Below are 16,041 nucleotides of genomic sequence, written 5' to 3'. Positions count from 1 at the left end.
CAGAGTGGGTGACGAGCCTTCTCTGTTTTATTATTTAGGAGGAAATTTAATGGAAGAAAATATTTTTATTTTACAAACAGAAGATGGCGGGGAGCAACAATGCCGCGTCATATTCAATTTTGATTCAGATGAACATTCTTATGTACTGTTTACGCTAGTTGGTGATGAAGTGGCTGGTATTTCAGCATTGCGTTATGTTTTGGATGAAAATGGCGAGATGGGCGGCTTCTCTGATATTGAAACAGAAGAAGAATGGGCAATGGTAGAAGAAGTAATGAATACCGTAATGGCTGAGTTTGGTGCAGATCAAACAAATTACTTCACAATTACGAATGATAACGATGAAGAAATTATGTGCCAAATTTTACATCGTTTTGAAAATGGCGGGAAAAATTATTTATTTTACGCTACTTTAGAAGACGGTGAACCACAGCTAGAAGAAGTATTCGCTTCTGCGTACATTCCTGGTGAAAATGGTGAAGTAGAAGATCTTTTACCAATCGAAACCGATGCTGAGTGGGCAATGGTCGAGCAAGTTTTAAACTCATTATCACAAAATTAGTCCAAAACCTAACTGACGTTATTCGTTAGTTAGGTTTTTTTATAGTGCTGTGAGGTTTCTTAATATATTTGGAAAAAGAACATTTTTCTCTTTAAAACGTCGCTAATAAAATACAAAACATGCAACATTCATTGTTCATTATTGTATCGGAAGTAAAATTTATGTATCATATGAAAGAGAAAAAGGGGGGGCTCCCGTGCTAGATGAAAATTCAAAAAAGGAAATGTTCAATAAGATGAATGAACGTAAAGGAGAAGTTAAAACTGTGCGAAAAATTGTAGGAATCATCGCACTTGTCGTTCTCATCATTATCGCGATTGCAGGATACTCAGGTTATAACTATGTTACATCCGCATTAGAACCAATGGATCCAGAATCAAATAAGGAAATTGAAGTTGAAATTCCAATGGGTTCCGGGATTACTTTGATTTCAAGCATTCTAGAAGAAAAGGGAATCATTAAAGATGCGAGGATTTTTAAATATTATACAAAATTTAAAAATGAATCTGCATTCCAGGCTGGTGACTATTCTTTAACACAATCAATGACATTGGATGAAATTATTGAAAGCTTGAAAACGGGTAGAGTATATCGAGAGCCGGTATTTACAATGACGGTTCCAGAAGGATTGACACTTGAGCAGGTTGCTGGCGTCATACAGAAAAATACACCCCATAAAGCAGAAGATTTCATGAAAAAAGTTACGGACGTTGCTTATATAGAGCAGTTAATGACTGAATATCCAGATCTATTAACAGAAAATATTTTAAATGAAAATATTCGCCATGCATTGGAAGGTTATTTATATCCTGCAACATATCCGTTTTATGAAGAAAATCCATCGATTGAAGAAATTGTAAATACAATGCTCACTTCGATGAACACAATTGTTTCGGAATATACACCGATTTTGGAAGAACGTGAAATGACAGTGCACGAATTGTTGACTTTTGCATCATTACTTGAAGAAGAGGCAACAGCGCAAACTGACCGTGAAACAATCGCTAGTGTATTTTACAACCGTATGGATATTGATATGCCATTACAAACCGATCCGACTGTTTTATATGCTTTAGGTTCACATAAGGATCGTGTGTTGTATGAAGATTTAGAAGTGGACAACCCGTATAATACGTACCAGAATGTAGGATTACCTCCTGGACCGATAGCGGGGGCGGGGAAAACATCTATTGAAGCGGCTTTAAATCCTTCACAAACCGATTATTTATACTTCCTGGCAGATAAAGAAGGTACGAATCACTTTGCAAAATCATATGATGAGCACTTGGCAAATATTGAGAAGTATTTGCGTTAATTGATTCATCACCATAAGTTGAGGAAGTCAAAATTAAAAAAATAAGATTTTCTAATGAAGTGCGTTCTGTTGTGCTACGGGGCAAACGCGTTGAAGCAAGTGTTTTTGAAGCGCGCGTCCGTTGTACTACGTTCTTGATTAGGTGTTTTTTACTTCACTTTATAACGAGGGCATAATTTTGGGATTGGTGGGCCTCTCAAACGGTAATAAAGGCAGTGTTAAAGACACGTATCACGTGGGTTTATCGCGGCCTTACCGTAGCACACCAATCAACTAAGTGAAAATTTATTAGAAAAACACCCCCATGTTATGGTGAAGAGTCCGTTAATTAGAAGAAAAGGAACCGAATGGCTTCTAAATTCCTTCTAATGATGGTTTTTAGAAAAGATTGTTCGCATTCCTTTTCTTTTCATGCTATTATAAGTTGTGATTTTTTGTCCTTATATAACAATTTTGTAGGCGCAAACATCTTCGTTTCGTCTTTTTTCTTATGGATATAAGATATGCGTAAACAACCAGGTAAAGGGAGAATGAAGAATGGAATTATCAGACGCTTATATTGCTTCCTTCATTTCTGAGCGTGATGAGTTATTAGTAGAAATGGAAAACTTCGCAAAACAACATCATGTCCCAATTATGCAGCTTGCCGGAATTGAATCATTGAATCAAATATTGCGTATTCAAAAACCGAAAGCTATTTTGGAAATTGGTACGGCCATTGGCTATTCTGCACTGCGAATGGCGAAAGCATTGCCCGATTGTCAGATTGTGACAATTGAACGGGATGAATCACGCGTTCAATATGCTAAAGAGTTCATTGCAAGGTCAGAGGCGGCAAACCGTATACAAATAATTGAAGGTGATGCGTTAGAGGTAGATACGGAAATGCTTCCAACTACTTTTGATGCTGTTTTTATTGATGCGGCAAAAGGTCAGTACATGAAGTTTTTCGAGAAATACGCGCCACTCGTTCCATCGGGTGGGGTATTGTATATCGATAATATGTACATGCATGGGCTTTCGAATTTAGATATAAAAGAAGTGCCTAGAAGAAAAAGAACAATGATTCGTAATTTAAAAACATTCTCAGATTGGATTATGTCGCACCCGGATTATACGAGCGCCTTTTTCCCAGTCGGTGATGGATTGTTAATTTGTTTGAAGAGGTGATTAGAGTGAATAAACCAGAATTATTACTTACTCCCCAATCCGTTGAGCATGTGGCTGCATTACTTGATGCAGGAGCAGATGCTTTCGTTATTGGTGAACAGAAATTTGGTCTGCGATTGGCTGGAGAATTTACAGTAGCACAAGTGGAAGAAGCTACGAAATTAATCCATGCTGCAGATAAAAAAGTGTATGTAGCTGTCAATGCTTTATTTCATAATGACCGTTTAGATGCACTGGATGAATATTTAAAAGAAATGCAACGTATTGGCGTCGATGCACTCATCTTTGGTGATCCGGCGGTTATCGTAGCGGTACGTGAATTAGGTATTACTATTCCATTGCATTGGAACCCTGAAACGACAGCGACAAATTACTTCCAAGTGAATTATTGGGGCGAACGTGGCAGTAAGCGTGCTGTACTTGCCCGTGAACTTTCTGTTGATGAAGTCATTGAAATCAAAGAAAATACAAAACATGAAATTGAAGTGCAAGTGCACGGAATGACTTGTATGTTCCAATCAAAGCGTTCACTATTAGGGAACTATTTCTTATACCGTGATGAAGCGATGCAAATTGAAAATCGCAAAGAAAATAAAAATATGTTTTTACATGATAAAGAACGTAAAAATAAATACCCGATTTACGAAGATTTAAACGGTACGCACATTTTCTCACCAAATGATATGTGTATTATCGAAGAACTGAATGAATTATTTGAAGCAGGAATAGACTCATTGAAAATTGATGGTGTTCTCCAATCATTTGATTATGTTGTGACAGTGACAAATCTTTACCGTCAAGCAATCGATACGTACTTTGAACAAGGCGAAGATGCATATGACGATATTAAATCAGACCTTTTTGAGCAAGTGGAAGCAATTCAGCCAGCGTTACGCCCACTGGATACTGGCTTCATCTTCAAAGAAACAGTTTACTAGGAAGGAGAACGAAGGCAACATGCTACAGTTAATTCAAAACGAAAAAATCCGTGAAACAATTAACGGAAAAACAGTTATTACGAAAAAGCCTGAGCTGCTTGCACCAGCAGGAAGCTTAGAAAAATTAAAAGTAGCCGTACATTACGGTGCAGATGCGGTATTTATCGGTGGTCAGGAATTCGGGTTACGTTCAAATGCGGGTAACTTCACAATCGAGGAAATGAAGGAAGGCGTTGAGTTCGCCAACAAATACGGCGCGGTTATTTACGTAACGACAAATATTTTTGCCCATAATGAAAATATGGACGGGCTGGAAGAATATTTACAAGCAATCGAGGGTGCCGGTGCTAAAGGGATTATCGTTGCAGATCCACTAATTATCGAAACTTGTAAAAAGGCAGCGCCAAGTTTAGAAATCCACTTGTCGACACAGCAATCTTTATCGAACTGGAAAGCTGTAAAGTACTGGAAAGACGAAGGTTTAGAACGAGTAGTTTTAGCACGTGAAGTAGGCGGGGAAGAAATGCGCAAAATGAAAGAGGAGGTAGACATTGAAATCGAGGCATTCGTGCACGGTGCAATGTGTATTGCCTATTCAGGACGCTGTACGCTTTCCAACCATATGACAGCACGTGACTCGAACCGAGGCGGTTGCTGTCAATCATGTCGTTGGGATTATGATTTATATGAGAACAATGACGGTGAAGAAGTGGCATTATTTAACGAAGGTGAAGCACCTTTCGCAATGAGTCCAAAAGATTTGAAGTTAATTGAATCTATCCCTCATATGATTGAACTGGGCATTGATTCGTTAAAAGTGGAAGGCCGTATGAAATCAATTCACTATGTAGCCACTGTAGTTTCCGTATACCGCAAAGTAATCGATGCCTACTGTGCTGACCCGGAAAATTTCAAGTTTGAAAAAGAGTGGCTAGAAGAGCTAGCACGCTGTGCAAACCGTGCAACAGCTTCATCATTCTTTGAAGGTGAACCAAGTTATAAACAGCAAATGTTCGGCTTCCATTCACATAAAATGAAATGGGACTTCGCAGGATTTGTAATGGATTATGATGCTGAAACACAAATGGTTACGCTGGAACAACGAAACTATTTCAAACCGGGAGATACGGTTGAATTTTTCGGTCCAAATATGGAAACATTCAAAATGACAGTTGGTCAAATATGGGATGAAGACGGCAATGAACTTGATGTTGCCCGACACCCACTGCAAATTGTAAAATTTAAAGTAGATCGCTCATTATCGCACTTTGATATGATGCGAAAGGAGAATAACTAAATGTCAAAGCGACCAGTTGTCATCGGGATCGCAGGTGGCTCATGCTCAGGTAAAACGAGTGTAACACGTGCAATATATGATGTTTTTAAAGATCGTTCGGTAGTTGTAATCGAACAGGATTATTACTATAAAGATCAAAGTCATATGACGTTTGAAGAGCGTCTAAATACAAACTATGATCACCCTCTTGCGTTTGATAATCAGTTATTAATCCAACATATTAATGAGCTATTGTCTTATCAGCCGGTAGAAAAGCCGGTGTATGACTATGTTCAACATACACGCTCGGCCGATGTAATACATGTAGAGCCAAGAGATGTTATAATAGTCGAAGGGATTCTAGTATTGGAAGATGAAAACTTACGCGATTTAATGGATATTAAATTATTCGTTGATACGGATTCGGACTTACGTATTATCCGCCGTATTCAGCGTGATATTAAAGAGCGTGGTCGTACAGCTGATTCTGTTATCGAACAATACTTAACAGCAGTTCGTCCAATGCATAATCTGTTTATCGAGCCAACGAAACGATATGCCGATGTTATCATTCCAGAAGGTGGAGATAACAACGTTGCTATTGACTTAATGGTTACGAAAATAAAAACAATTCTTGAAACTGATGCAAACTTGTAATATGATGATGTAGTATTTACAATATTTACATTTTACTTTATACAACTCTCATATTTTTAATTGGTGGATGTAAAAGTTAGTAAATGGCAATGTCACAGATTTTTTTAGAAAGTTATTCGAGTGAACTTGAATAAAATCTGGACGTAGTTTATGCCGAAACTTTATTGATTGATAAATAAGTATTCATGAAATTCGGCTGCTAGTATTTGCAGTGTAAATCTCTTCTAAAAGAAGTAATTTACACATACTGTAAACTAGTAGTCGGGTTTTCTGTTATTTATGAACGCTAATACAGAAGAGAAAAAACGTAGAAAAGTAAACGTTTTCAAGTTATTACTAAGGAGTGGGAATAATGTCAAATGAAAAACAATATCCAATGACACTTGAAGGAAAGCAAAAATTAGAAGATGAACTAAACACACTTAAAACAGTTAAGCGTCCGGAAGTTGTAGAGCGTATAAAAACAGCTCGTAGCTTTGGTGACTTATCGGAAAACTCGGAGTATGATTCAGCAAAAGAAGAGCAAGGCTTTGTGGAAGGACGAATTTCGTTAATCGAGCAAATGCTTCGCAATGCCGTAATTATTACAGAAGATGATTCATCAACTTCTATTTCCCTAGGGAAAACTGTTACATTCGATGAGTTAATTAATGGAAAACGTGCTAATTTTGAAGAGTCGTACACGATTGTTGGTTCTGCAGAGGCTGATCCGATGGAAGGTAAAATTTCAAATGATTCACCGATTGCAAAGGCGTTAATGGGAAAACATGTTGATGATGTAGTTAAATTAACTACACCGGGCGGAGATATGGAAGTTGTTATTTTAGAAGTAAAATAATTTCTTAGCAGTTAGCATTAAAATCGCTAGCTGCTTTTCTTTTGTGGCAATGAATGGAAGGTATGTAAGGAATTCCGGAAATGATTTTCTTTCGTATGTTTTTAGTGCACAATCTGTTTTTCTAATGCTAAAATAATCTTGCATAGGAGGAGATTGGAATGGAACGTAAACGGCGATTTCAAACACGACAACAGTATGCGGAACAAAAAGCAAAACAATCGAAATTTCAAAAAGCGGATAAAAGCCTAAACTACCTGATCGCAATTGTTGCTGTATTAATTGTTGCGACATTGATTTTTATTATTTCCAGGGATCCAGCACCTGATAATGAAGCACAGCAAGACGAGCCGCCAGCTAATTCGGTTGCAGATGGATCGGAAGCTGCAGAAGATGGACAAGTAGATGAAGATGGGCAAGTTGTTAAGGAAGAGGATGAAGATGCATCTAATGACGCGGACTCATTACCTGAAGAAACTGAGGATACAGTAAGTAATTCTGATAATCCAGCCGTACAAGAAGTAATTACAAATCCAAATTGGCCAGTGTATCCAACTGCACAAACAGGTGAACATGTTTCCACATTCGAAAAAGGGCATATTGACTATGAGGAAAAGCTAAAGGCAATCTTCAGTGTAATTGAATTGGAGCAGGACAACAGTATAGTATTACGTGTAAATAATAACGGAAATGCTAAAAGTGCAATTGCTGTTGTGACATCAATGGATAAGGAACAAAAATATCGGGTAAGTATTGAATGGATTGACAATGAAGGATGGAAGCCTACTCAAGTGGAAGTGCTGAACACCCTAGAAGGTATTTAACTATATAATTTAAAGAAATAGTTTTATTGGAGGAATTAACAAATGAAGATTGCAGTAATTGGCGCAATGGAGCAGGAAGTGGAATTATTACGAGGTGCTCTACAAAATACGAATACTGAAACAATTGCAAACAGTGAATACACAACAGGTACATACGAGGGAAAAGAAGTTATCCTGTTAAAAAGCGGTATTGGAAAAGTAAATGCAGCTATGTCAACAACGATTTTATTGGAGAAATTTAATCCGACGGTTGTAATTAATACAGGTTCTGCAGGTGGCTTTGATGCCGCTTTGAATGTAGGGGATATTGTCATTTCTGATGAAGTGCGCCATCATGATGTAGATGTAACTGCATTTGGTTATGAAATCGGTCAAATGGCGGGTATGCCGGCAGCGTATAAATCAGACGAAAGCTTAATGGAAGTCGCAAAAGAAGCTGTAAAAGAAGTAGGGGAACATCACTATAGTGTTGGTCTCATCTGTTCAGGCGATGTGTTTATGAGCAATCCTGAACGTGTTGAAGCAGTTCGAAAAGATTTTCCAACAATGAAAGCAGTGGAAATGGAAGCAGCTGCAGTAGCGCAAGTTTGCCATCAGTTCAATACCCCATTTGTTGTTATTCGTGCATTATCCGATATTGCTGGACAAGAATCGGGTATGTCATTTGATGAGTTTTTACCTGTTGCAGCAAAGCACTCGACAGAAGTAGTGTTAAATGCCATTACAAAATTATAAGTAATTAATCTACCGAGATATTTAAAAACTGCCTAATCGCTAATAAAGGATTAGGCAGTTTTAATTAGCGGTCAATAAAAATCAATGTTTTCGGTATTCCTATATATTCGTAGAAAAGAACTTATTCTTTTTCACTATGTTTAAATTGCTGGTAAAGCTTAATAAGCGCACGCTTTTCAATGCGGGAAACATAGCTGCGCGAGATATTGAGACGCTTTGCAATTTCTTTTTGAGTGTGCGGGTCAAAATTCTGTAAGCCATAGCGATAAGAGATAATCTCAAGCTCACGGGGGTCTAACGTATCCAAATAACGATACAGCTGTGCGAAATCTTCCCGTAACTCAATTTTTTCAACTGTTGAAGGTTCATCCAGCTGAAGTAAATCCCGTATTTGCAGCGACTGTCCATCTTTGTCGACTCCGATTGGTTCGAATAATGATACGTCTTTTTGCACTTTTTTCTGAGCTCGCAAATGCATTAAAATTTCATTTTCAATACAACGAGCTGCATAGGTAGCGAGGCGGGTCTTTTTTTCGGGTGTAAAACTGCTTACTGCCTTCATAAGACCTATCGTTCCAATGGAAATATAATCGTCCAGTAAGTCATGAGGGGGATGGAATTTCTTTACGACATGGGCAACTAAGCGCATATTACGTTCGATTAGTTCGATACGTGCATTTTCGTCGCCATTAATATAGCGATTAATGACTTCTTCTTCTTCCTCACGTGATAAAGGTTTATAAAACGTCTGCCCTTTTAAGTAGCCCAATAGTGCGGGAAGCTCAAGCCAAAGTTGAAGCAATGCTGTCACAAAACCGCTCAAGCAATAAACATCCTTTCGTCTTTTCGACAGTATATGATAAATTTTGCGGAGAAATGAAAAAAAGTGTAAGAGCCAATTTTTGCTCTTACACTTTTTTTAATGTAAATGTACTTACCATCAGTAGTGCTAATACCGGGAATAAAATTAGGTAAAATGTTTCGGATAAAGAATTTGTAAAGAAATAAGAGAACGTGAGCAATGTACCTGCAGCTGTTATCGGTAACCCAACAAAGTATCCAGTCGAATCCATTACATTGAAACGTGCTAATCTTAATGCACCAGCTGCTATAAATAGCACCGGCATCATCATACCCGCAATCCCCGCATTCATTAATACCATTTCATACATTAACAAGGCTGGGGCCACACCGAAGGATATAATATCAGCCATGGAATCAAGCTGTTTTCCTAATTCTGATTCCTGGTTAAATTTGCGGGCAACTTTCCCATCATAACGATCTAAAAAAGCAGCAATAAAAATTAATAAAACACTGTAGCTATAGTATTCATTTAATGTTGCCATAATAGCGGCACCACCAAATGACATATTTGTAATTGTAATAATATTTGCAGCATTTGCTTTTATCTTTTTTAATGTTGAATCCACTTTTTGAAGTAAAAACATTGGTAAAACACTCCCTTGCGCATCGGCTATACTCTATTATACTTCTTCTTTAGAAAAAAAGGTAATAGTTTAATTCTGCATAATACCTTTCCTTGAGCGCCTATACATTATATAATTTATCTTTATTCCATATTTATTATAAATGGGAGGACACAGAATGAAGGAAAAATTATACCGCAATTTGATAGAACTATCAAACGGTAAGCTCTCTTCGAAAGTATTACAACATGTTGCTCAATCACGTATAAGTAAAAATTTTATTCGTAGTTATAGTGATATATACGGAATTAATATACAGGAAGTTTCAAAATCGCCAAAAGATTTTACAAGTTTACATGATTTTTTTGTTCGTGAGCTGAAAGGTGAGGTTCGCCCTGTAGATATACGGACAAATACATTTGCAAGCCCTGTTGATGCGAAATTGGAGGCATTTGGCGATATTACGGATGGTATGATGTTTTCAGTTAAAAATAAGCCGTATTCATTAGTCGATTTATTGGGAAATGAAACACAGGCTACAAGGTATAGTAAAGGCAAATATATTGTCTTTTATTTAAGCCCTGCAGATTATCATCGTATTCATAGTCCAATTGATGGTGTCATTAAGCGTCAATACATTTTGGGGAAGAAATCCTATCCAGTAAATCAAATGGGCTTACAATATGGGAAAAAACCAATCAGTCATAATTATCGTATGATAAGTGAAATTAACTATGAAAAAGATTTTTGTACAGCCTTTATTAAAGTAGGCGCAACATTTGTGAATTCCATTAAACTTACAAACAATTCAACACAGTGGAAAAAAGGGGAAGAAGTTGGCTATTTTTCTTTCGGATCGACAGTTGTTATGCTATTTGAACAGAATGCGGTTGAATTTACTGAGAATGTTTCTAGCGGTGCGAAGATAAAAATGGGAGAAGCATTTGCTACTATGTTATAATGAGTAAATAAATTTTGAGTTAGGGGTAACGGCTTTGTACAACTTTTTATTACCAGATGAATTTATTCGTAGTGTATTTGAGATTACGCCAGAAAAATTAAATGAATTAGGCATTAAAGGAATTATTACGGATTTGGATAATACCCTAGTGGAATGGGATCGTGCGGATGCAACAGATGAGCTTGTGCAATGGTTTGAAATGATGCGTGAATCAGGGATCAAAATTATTATTGCATCAAATAATAATGAAGCACGCGTTCGACAATTTGCAGAACCTCATGGTATCCCTTTTATTTTCAGGGCAAAAAAACCTTTAGGTGCGGCATATTATGCGGCGCTTGTACAGTTACGTCTGCGTCGCCATGAAGTAGCGATGTTGGGAGACCAATTACTAACAGATGTAATGGGAGCGAAGCGTCAGAAGCTGTATACGTTTTTAGTACGTCCAGTAGCGAACTCAGACGGACTAGTTACAAAATTTAACCGTTTTGTAGAACGCCGTGTTTACAATGATTTAAGAAGAAAAGGAAAGTACCCTTGGGAAGACTAATAAGTAGCCCAAGTTGCATAGTTTTTGCAATACCAGTTAGGAGGAAATAGTTAATGAACGAAATGCCACAATGTATTGGCTGTGGAACAGTGATTCAAACAGAAGATAAAAATGGATTAGGGTATGCCCCTGCATCCTCTCTAGAAAAGGAAATGATTATTTGCCAACGCTGTTTCCGATTAAAAAATTACAATGAAATTCAGCCAGTCAGCTTAACAGATGACGACTTTTTACGTATTTTAAATGGTCTTGGACAACAGGAAGGTCTTATCGTAAAAATCGTCGATATCTTTGATTTTAATGGCAGCTGGTTACCTGGTTTGCACCGCTTTGTAGGTAACAATCCTGTACTTTTAGTGGCAAATAAAGCAGATCTTTTACCTAAATCGGTGAAGGAAAAGAAAGTAATTAATTGGCTAAAGCGTGAAGCAAAGGCATTAGGGCTTAAGCCAATTGATGTAAAACTTGTATCGGCTCATAAAGGTATGGGCATGCAGGAAGTGGTAGAAGCGATAGAAGAATACCGCAACGGCAAGGATGTATATGTTGTTGGCTGTACAAATGTGGGGAAATCAACATTCATTAACCGTATAATTAAGCAGGCTACAGGGGAAGGTGAAATTATAACAACATCTCACTTCCCTGGAACAACATTGGACATGATTGGAATTCCACTGGATGACGGTGCATCGTTATTTGATACACCAGGTATTATTAATCATCATCAAATGGCCCACCATATTGATTCAAGCGAATTGAAATATATTATGCCAAAAAAAGAAATTAAACCAAAAGTGTATCAGCAAAATCCAGGACAAACTTTATTTATCGGCGCACTTGCCCGTTTTGATTTTATTCAAGGCGAACGTTCTGCATTTACAATACATGCAGCAAACGATTTACCGATTCACAGAACGAAGCTGGAACGTGCAGATAGCTTATATGAAGAACATAAAGGTGAATTATTGGCTCCACCAACTACAAAGCATATTGACCAACTACCACCGCTAGTACGCCACGAATTCTCAATTAAAGAAGCAAAAACAGATGTGGTCATTTCAGGATTAGGATGGGTAACGGTACAGCATACAAATGTAGTTGTAGCCGCTCATGCTCCAAAAGGGGTAGAAGTATTCATCCGCCCATCGTTAATTTGATAGAATGGACTCTTCACCTAATTAAGGTTGATATTTTATTATTCAAAGTTAGTTGATTGGAATGAAGGGGAGGCGACTCCAGCGGGACAAGCACGATGCCTGAGACTACAGGCTCAGGCCGTGCCCGCGGAAAGCGTCCGACCCGTAATGGAAATCAACGGCATTTAATGACGGAAGCTAATACTTTGTGGTAAATGAAATGGTAGCTGGAAAGAAGGAAAAGATGATGAAAAAGTGGTTTGCGGTTATTGGGGATCCGATTGCACAGTCAAAATCTCCGGAAATGCATAATGCATGGTATGAAGAAGAGAATGTGGATGCGGCTTATATCCCGGTACACGTGAAGCCTGAACATTTACAACAAGCTGTAGCATCATTCAAGCTGTTGGGCACAAGTGGCTGGAATGTAACAATACCGCATAAGCAAACAATTATTCCCTTTTTGGATGAACTTGATGAACTCGCTGCAAAGATGGGCGCGGTCAATACTGTCGTTCGTACAGCTGAAGGGAAACTAAAGGGCTATAATACAGATGGTCCGGGATTTGTGAAAGCATTAGAGCAAGTAATTGGCACAAATAAGCGTGATGCACCGGTTTTATTAATCGGCGCAGGCGGGGCAGCACGTGGCATCGCATTCGCTTTACAGCTTATAGGCTATTCGGACATTACTATTGCCAATCGTACGGTTGAAAATGCACAGCAAATTATAGATGAGATGTCTGAGGGGCGGGCTATTTCATTGGAACACGCAGAAAAGAACTTAGATGCTTTCCAAATTTTTATTCAAACAACACCGGCAGGAATGTCAACGGGCGACTTTGCTTTGCCATTTTCGCTTGAAAAGTTCCCTGCAGGCGCAATTGCTGCAGATATTGTGTATAATCCATTAATGACGCCATTTTTGCAAGCGGCTGAGCAAAAAGGGGCGACAATTGTTAATGGTTTAGGCATGTTCGTGCATCAAGGAGCGATTGCCTACGAATATTGGTTAGGCCATTATCCAAATACAAATGCAATGATTGCCCGTTTGACGGCGCAATTAGGAGGAAATTAAATTTTATGTTAACAGGTAAACAAAAACGTTTTTTACGTGCTGAGGCACATCACTTAGATCCAATTTTTCAAGTTGGGAAAGGTGGCGTAAATGATGCAATGCTTGCACAATTACGCGATGTATTAGAAGTACGCGAACTTATTAAAGTACGTATTTTAGATAACTGTGAAGAAGATAAAAATGTTGTGGCAGAAGAACTTGCTGCAGGAACACGCGCAGAATTAGTCCAACTTATCGGATTAACAGTTGTTTTATATAAAGAATCACGCAATAACAAAAAAATCGTATTACCAAAAGTAGCTACGAAATAAGGTGAAGCGAAATGAAGAAAGTCGGTCTTTTTGGCGGTACATTTAATCCACCGCATATCGGACATTTAATGATGGCCAATGAAGTATATGCTGCCCTCGATTTAGCGGAAATACGTTTTATGCCCAATGCAAAGCCGCCACATAAGGATAAGTTGAGTTCTACAACTAATGCACAGCGTCTTCGGATGGTTGAGCTGGCAATTGAAGAAATCCCCTATTTTCATGTGGAGACCTTTGAACTGGACCGTGGAGGTGTATCCTATACATTCGATACGATTAAAGCTATGCGTGAGCGTGAGCCGCTAACGGAGTTTTATTTCATTATTGGTGGGGATATGATTGATTCATTACCTACATGGCATCGGATTGACGAGCTCATGCAGCTTGTGACGTTTGTAGGAGTGAAGCGTCCAGGCAGTGAAGCGCAAACGTCTTATAATGTACACATGGTTGATGCGCCCCAAATAGACCTTTCTTCAACTTATATTCGAAACCGATTACAGCAACATAAGGCCAATTTGCATTTTATATTGCCTAAGGCTGTTGAACAGTATATTCGAGAGGAAGGTTTGTATGGATCGTCAGACGTTATTAGCAGCAATTAAAGAGCGAATGCCCGAAAAGCGGTATCTTCATACGATTGGTGTTATGGAAACGGCGATTCGTTTAGCCGAAAAATATCAGGAAGATCCGAAAAAAGCGGAAATTGCAGCCATTTTACATGATATTGCGAAATATGCAGATGTCGAATGGATGAAAAAAGTTGTGATTGAGCAGCAATTGGATCCTCGCTTACTTGATTGGGACGCTGAGATTTTACATGGTCCTATCGGGGCATGGATTGCAGAGACGGAATTTCATATTGATGATGAATCAATTTTAAATGCAATTCGTTACCATACAACTGGGCGAGCGGATATGACAACTTTTGAAAAAATTATCTTTGTGGCAGATATGATTGAACCAAACCGTAAATTTCATGGTGTAGAAAAACTAAGAGCCGATGCAAACATTAATTTGGATGATGCATTCCGGGCATGTATAACTCATACCCTCAGCTTTTTAGTTTCATCACAACAGGCAATTTACCCTGTATCAATTGAATGCTATAACTTTTTAATGAGAGAGGAATAAACATACATGAATGAAACGTTATTAAATATTACGTACAAAGCAATAGATGACAAGCGCGGGGAAGATATTGTTGCCCTAAATATGCAGGGGATTTCTTTATTAGCTGACTACTTCATCATTGCAGAAGGTAGTTCAGAACGCCAAGTACAGGCTATTGCAAGAGAAATTAAAGAAAAAGCTGAAGAAGCGGGCTACACTGTTCGTAAATTGGAAGGCTTTGATACAGCTCGTTGGATTTTAGTTGATATGGGGGATGTTGTTGCGCATATTTTCCACAAAGATGAGCGTGCATACTATAACTTGGAGCGTTTATGGGGAGATGCAGCACAATTAGACGCACCACAAGCTGATAATGAATAGTTATGAGCGTTTTGCAGAAGTATACGATGAATTGATGACAGATATCCCGTACGCGGAATATGTGGAGTGGATTCAATCGCATGCCCCTGCACAGAACTATAAAAATTTATTGGATATTGGCTGTGGTACTGGAACACTTGCTTTATTATTGCATCAAGCAGGCTACAATGTATCAGGTATCGATTTATCTGAGGAAATGCTTTCGATTGCAAGTGCTCGTATGGATGTCAATGGGGTTACAATACCACTTTATGCAATGTCGATGGACGAACTAGACGGTTTCAGTGACTTGGATGTGGCAATCATTCCAATAGATTCGATTAATTACGTAAAAGAAGAACATCAAGTCATCGAAACATTAAAACGGATTTTTGAAAGTCTTCGTACTGGAGGACAATTATTTTTTGATGTGCACTCGTTATATAAGATGGACGCTATTTTCTTAGACGGTCCATTTACGTATGATGACGGAGATATTTCCTATGTATGGCATACAGAGCATGGGGAGTATCCACATTCAGTCTATCATCAAATGACATTTTTCTTACAGACAGAAAATGGTTTATATGAACGATTTGATGAAGAACACTTTCAAAGAACTTTTAACTATGAACAATATGTTATTTGGCTAAAAGAAATTGGTTTCTCACATGTCGAGGTTTCGGCTGATTGGACAAAAGCCGAGCCGACTGAAGAAAGTGAACGGATTTTTATCCGTGCTGTAAAATAAATAAAATGCCCGAAAAAGAATGTTTCGGCAGTTTTAGATGAA

Annotated in this window: 20 protein-coding genes; 18 read left to right on the top strand and 2 right to left on the bottom strand. The window is 38.2% G+C overall.

Going from position 1 to position 16,041, the window contains the following annotated elements; genetic code table 11:
* The first annotated feature begins 49 nt into the window (after window positions 1-49).
* The 9 genes from MKY13_RS12885 (at window position 50) to mtnN (ending at window position 8,312) form a co-directional block, all read left to right on the top strand.
* Window positions 50-562 (top strand): DUF1292 domain-containing protein, encoded by a 513-nt coding sequence (locus tag MKY13_RS12885; protein ID WP_339213129.1) that lies wholly within the window; start codon window positions 50-52, stop codon window positions 560-562.
* A gap of 223 nt (window positions 563-785) precedes the next feature.
* Window positions 786-1,877 (top strand): endolytic transglycosylase MltG, encoded by a 1,092-nt coding sequence (mltG, locus tag MKY13_RS12880; protein WP_339216934.1) that lies wholly within the window; start codon window positions 786-788, stop codon window positions 1,875-1,877.
* Window positions 1,878-2,414: 537 nt separating this feature from the next.
* Window positions 2,415-3,047, top strand: coding sequence for an O-methyltransferase (locus MKY13_RS12875; protein ID WP_191700318.1), 633 nt, complete (start codon window positions 2,415-2,417; stop codon window positions 3,045-3,047).
* A gap of 5 nt (window positions 3,048-3,052) precedes the next feature.
* A complete protein-coding gene (locus MKY13_RS12870; RefSeq protein WP_339213127.1) occupies window positions 3,053-3,985 on the top strand; it encodes a peptidase U32 family protein in 933 nt (310 codons plus the stop codon).
* Between the two features lie 19 nt (window positions 3,986-4,004).
* On the top strand, window positions 4,005-5,282 hold the full coding sequence (locus MKY13_RS12865) for a U32 family peptidase (RefSeq protein ID WP_339213125.1): 1,278 nt from the start codon (window positions 4,005-4,007) through the stop codon (window positions 5,280-5,282).
* A complete protein-coding gene (udk, locus tag MKY13_RS12860; RefSeq protein WP_191700315.1) occupies window positions 5,283-5,918 on the top strand; it encodes a uridine kinase in 636 nt (211 codons plus the stop codon). It begins immediately after the preceding gene.
* Window positions 5,919-6,270: 352 nt separating this feature from the next.
* A complete protein-coding gene (greA, locus tag MKY13_RS12855; protein WP_191700314.1) occupies window positions 6,271-6,756 on the top strand; it encodes a transcription elongation factor GreA in 486 nt (161 codons plus the stop codon).
* 158 nt (window positions 6,757-6,914) lie between these two features.
* Window positions 6,915-7,577: a DUF1510 family protein gene (locus tag MKY13_RS12850; RefSeq protein ID WP_339213122.1), complete on the top strand. Its 663-nt coding sequence runs from the start codon at window positions 6,915-6,917 to the stop codon at window positions 7,575-7,577.
* 42 nt (window positions 7,578-7,619) lie between these two features.
* Entirely contained in the window at window positions 7,620-8,312 is a 693-nt protein-coding gene (mtnN, locus tag MKY13_RS12845; protein WP_191700312.1) for a 5'-methylthioadenosine/S-adenosylhomocysteine nucleosidase, read from the top strand.
* Window positions 8,313-8,433: 121 nt separating this feature from the next.
* Here mtnN and sigK read toward each other — a convergent pair whose 3' ends face one another.
* On the bottom strand, window positions 8,434-9,135 hold the full coding sequence (sigK, locus tag MKY13_RS12840) for an RNA polymerase sporulation sigma factor SigK (RefSeq protein ID WP_339213120.1): 702 nt from the start codon (window positions 9,133-9,135) through the stop codon (window positions 8,434-8,436).
* 85 nt (window positions 9,136-9,220) lie between these two features.
* Window positions 9,221-9,760, bottom strand: a complete 540-nt coding sequence (gene pssA, locus MKY13_RS12835) for a CDP-diacylglycerol--serine O-phosphatidyltransferase (RefSeq protein ID WP_191700310.1) — start codon at window positions 9,758-9,760, stop codon at window positions 9,221-9,223.
* 157 nt (window positions 9,761-9,917) lie between these two features.
* On the opposite strand from pssA, the gene MKY13_RS12830 reads away from it, so the two are divergent.
* The 9 genes from MKY13_RS12830 to MKY13_RS12790 all read left to right on the top strand — a co-directional run bounded on the left by MKY13_RS12830 (window position 9,918) and on the right by MKY13_RS12790 (window position 15,999).
* Window positions 9,918-10,700: a phosphatidylserine decarboxylase gene (locus tag MKY13_RS12830; protein ID WP_339213118.1), complete on the top strand. Its 783-nt coding sequence runs from the start codon at window positions 9,918-9,920 to the stop codon at window positions 10,698-10,700.
* 34 nt (window positions 10,701-10,734) lie between these two features.
* Window positions 10,735-11,250 carry a YqeG family HAD IIIA-type phosphatase gene (locus tag MKY13_RS12825; protein WP_191700308.1) on the top strand — a complete coding sequence of 172 codons (516 nt, stop codon included), beginning with the start codon at window positions 10,735-10,737 and terminating at the stop codon, window positions 11,248-11,250.
* Between the two features lie 53 nt (window positions 11,251-11,303).
* Window positions 11,304-12,407 (top strand): ribosome biogenesis GTPase YqeH, encoded by a 1,104-nt coding sequence (gene yqeH / locus MKY13_RS12820; protein WP_339213116.1) that lies wholly within the window; start codon window positions 11,304-11,306, stop codon window positions 12,405-12,407.
* Window positions 12,408-12,633: 226 nt separating this feature from the next.
* The gene (aroE, locus tag MKY13_RS12815; protein WP_191700459.1) at window positions 12,634-13,464 is read left to right on the top strand and encodes a shikimate dehydrogenase; all 831 of its coding nucleotides are present in this window, start codon (window positions 12,634-12,636) and stop codon (window positions 13,462-13,464) included.
* A 5-nt stretch (window positions 13,465-13,469) separates the two neighbouring features.
* Window positions 13,470-13,775, top strand: a complete 306-nt coding sequence (gene yhbY, locus MKY13_RS12810) for a ribosome assembly RNA-binding protein YhbY (protein ID WP_191700306.1) — start codon at window positions 13,470-13,472, stop codon at window positions 13,773-13,775.
* 11 nt (window positions 13,776-13,786) lie between these two features.
* A complete protein-coding gene (locus MKY13_RS12805; protein ID WP_191700305.1) occupies window positions 13,787-14,380 on the top strand; it encodes a nicotinate-nucleotide adenylyltransferase in 594 nt (197 codons plus the stop codon).
* Complete coding sequence (yqeK, locus tag MKY13_RS12800) at window positions 14,349-14,909, top strand: bis(5'-nucleosyl)-tetraphosphatase (symmetrical) YqeK (protein ID WP_191700304.1); 561 nt, start codon at window positions 14,349-14,351, stop codon at window positions 14,907-14,909. Before MKY13_RS12805 ends, yqeK begins: the two co-directional genes overlap by 32 nt.
* Window positions 14,910-14,915: 6 nt before the next feature.
* Window positions 14,916-15,269: a ribosome silencing factor gene (rsfS, locus tag MKY13_RS12795; RefSeq protein WP_191700303.1), complete on the top strand. Its 354-nt coding sequence runs from the start codon at window positions 14,916-14,918 to the stop codon at window positions 15,267-15,269.
* Window positions 15,262-15,999 (top strand): class I SAM-dependent methyltransferase, encoded by a 738-nt coding sequence (locus MKY13_RS12790; RefSeq protein WP_191700302.1) that lies wholly within the window; start codon window positions 15,262-15,264, stop codon window positions 15,997-15,999. Before rsfS ends, MKY13_RS12790 begins: the two co-directional genes overlap by 8 nt.
* Window positions 16,000-16,041 lie beyond the last annotated feature (42 nt).

Origin of the sequence: Solibacillus sp. FSL W8-0372, from assembly GCF_037969735.1 — a bacterium.
GTDB lineage: Bacteria > Bacillota > Bacilli > Bacillales_A > Planococcaceae > Solibacillus > Solibacillus faecavium.
Note: the sequence above shows the minus strand (reverse complement) of the source record. Positions and strands in the feature narration are given on the sequence as shown.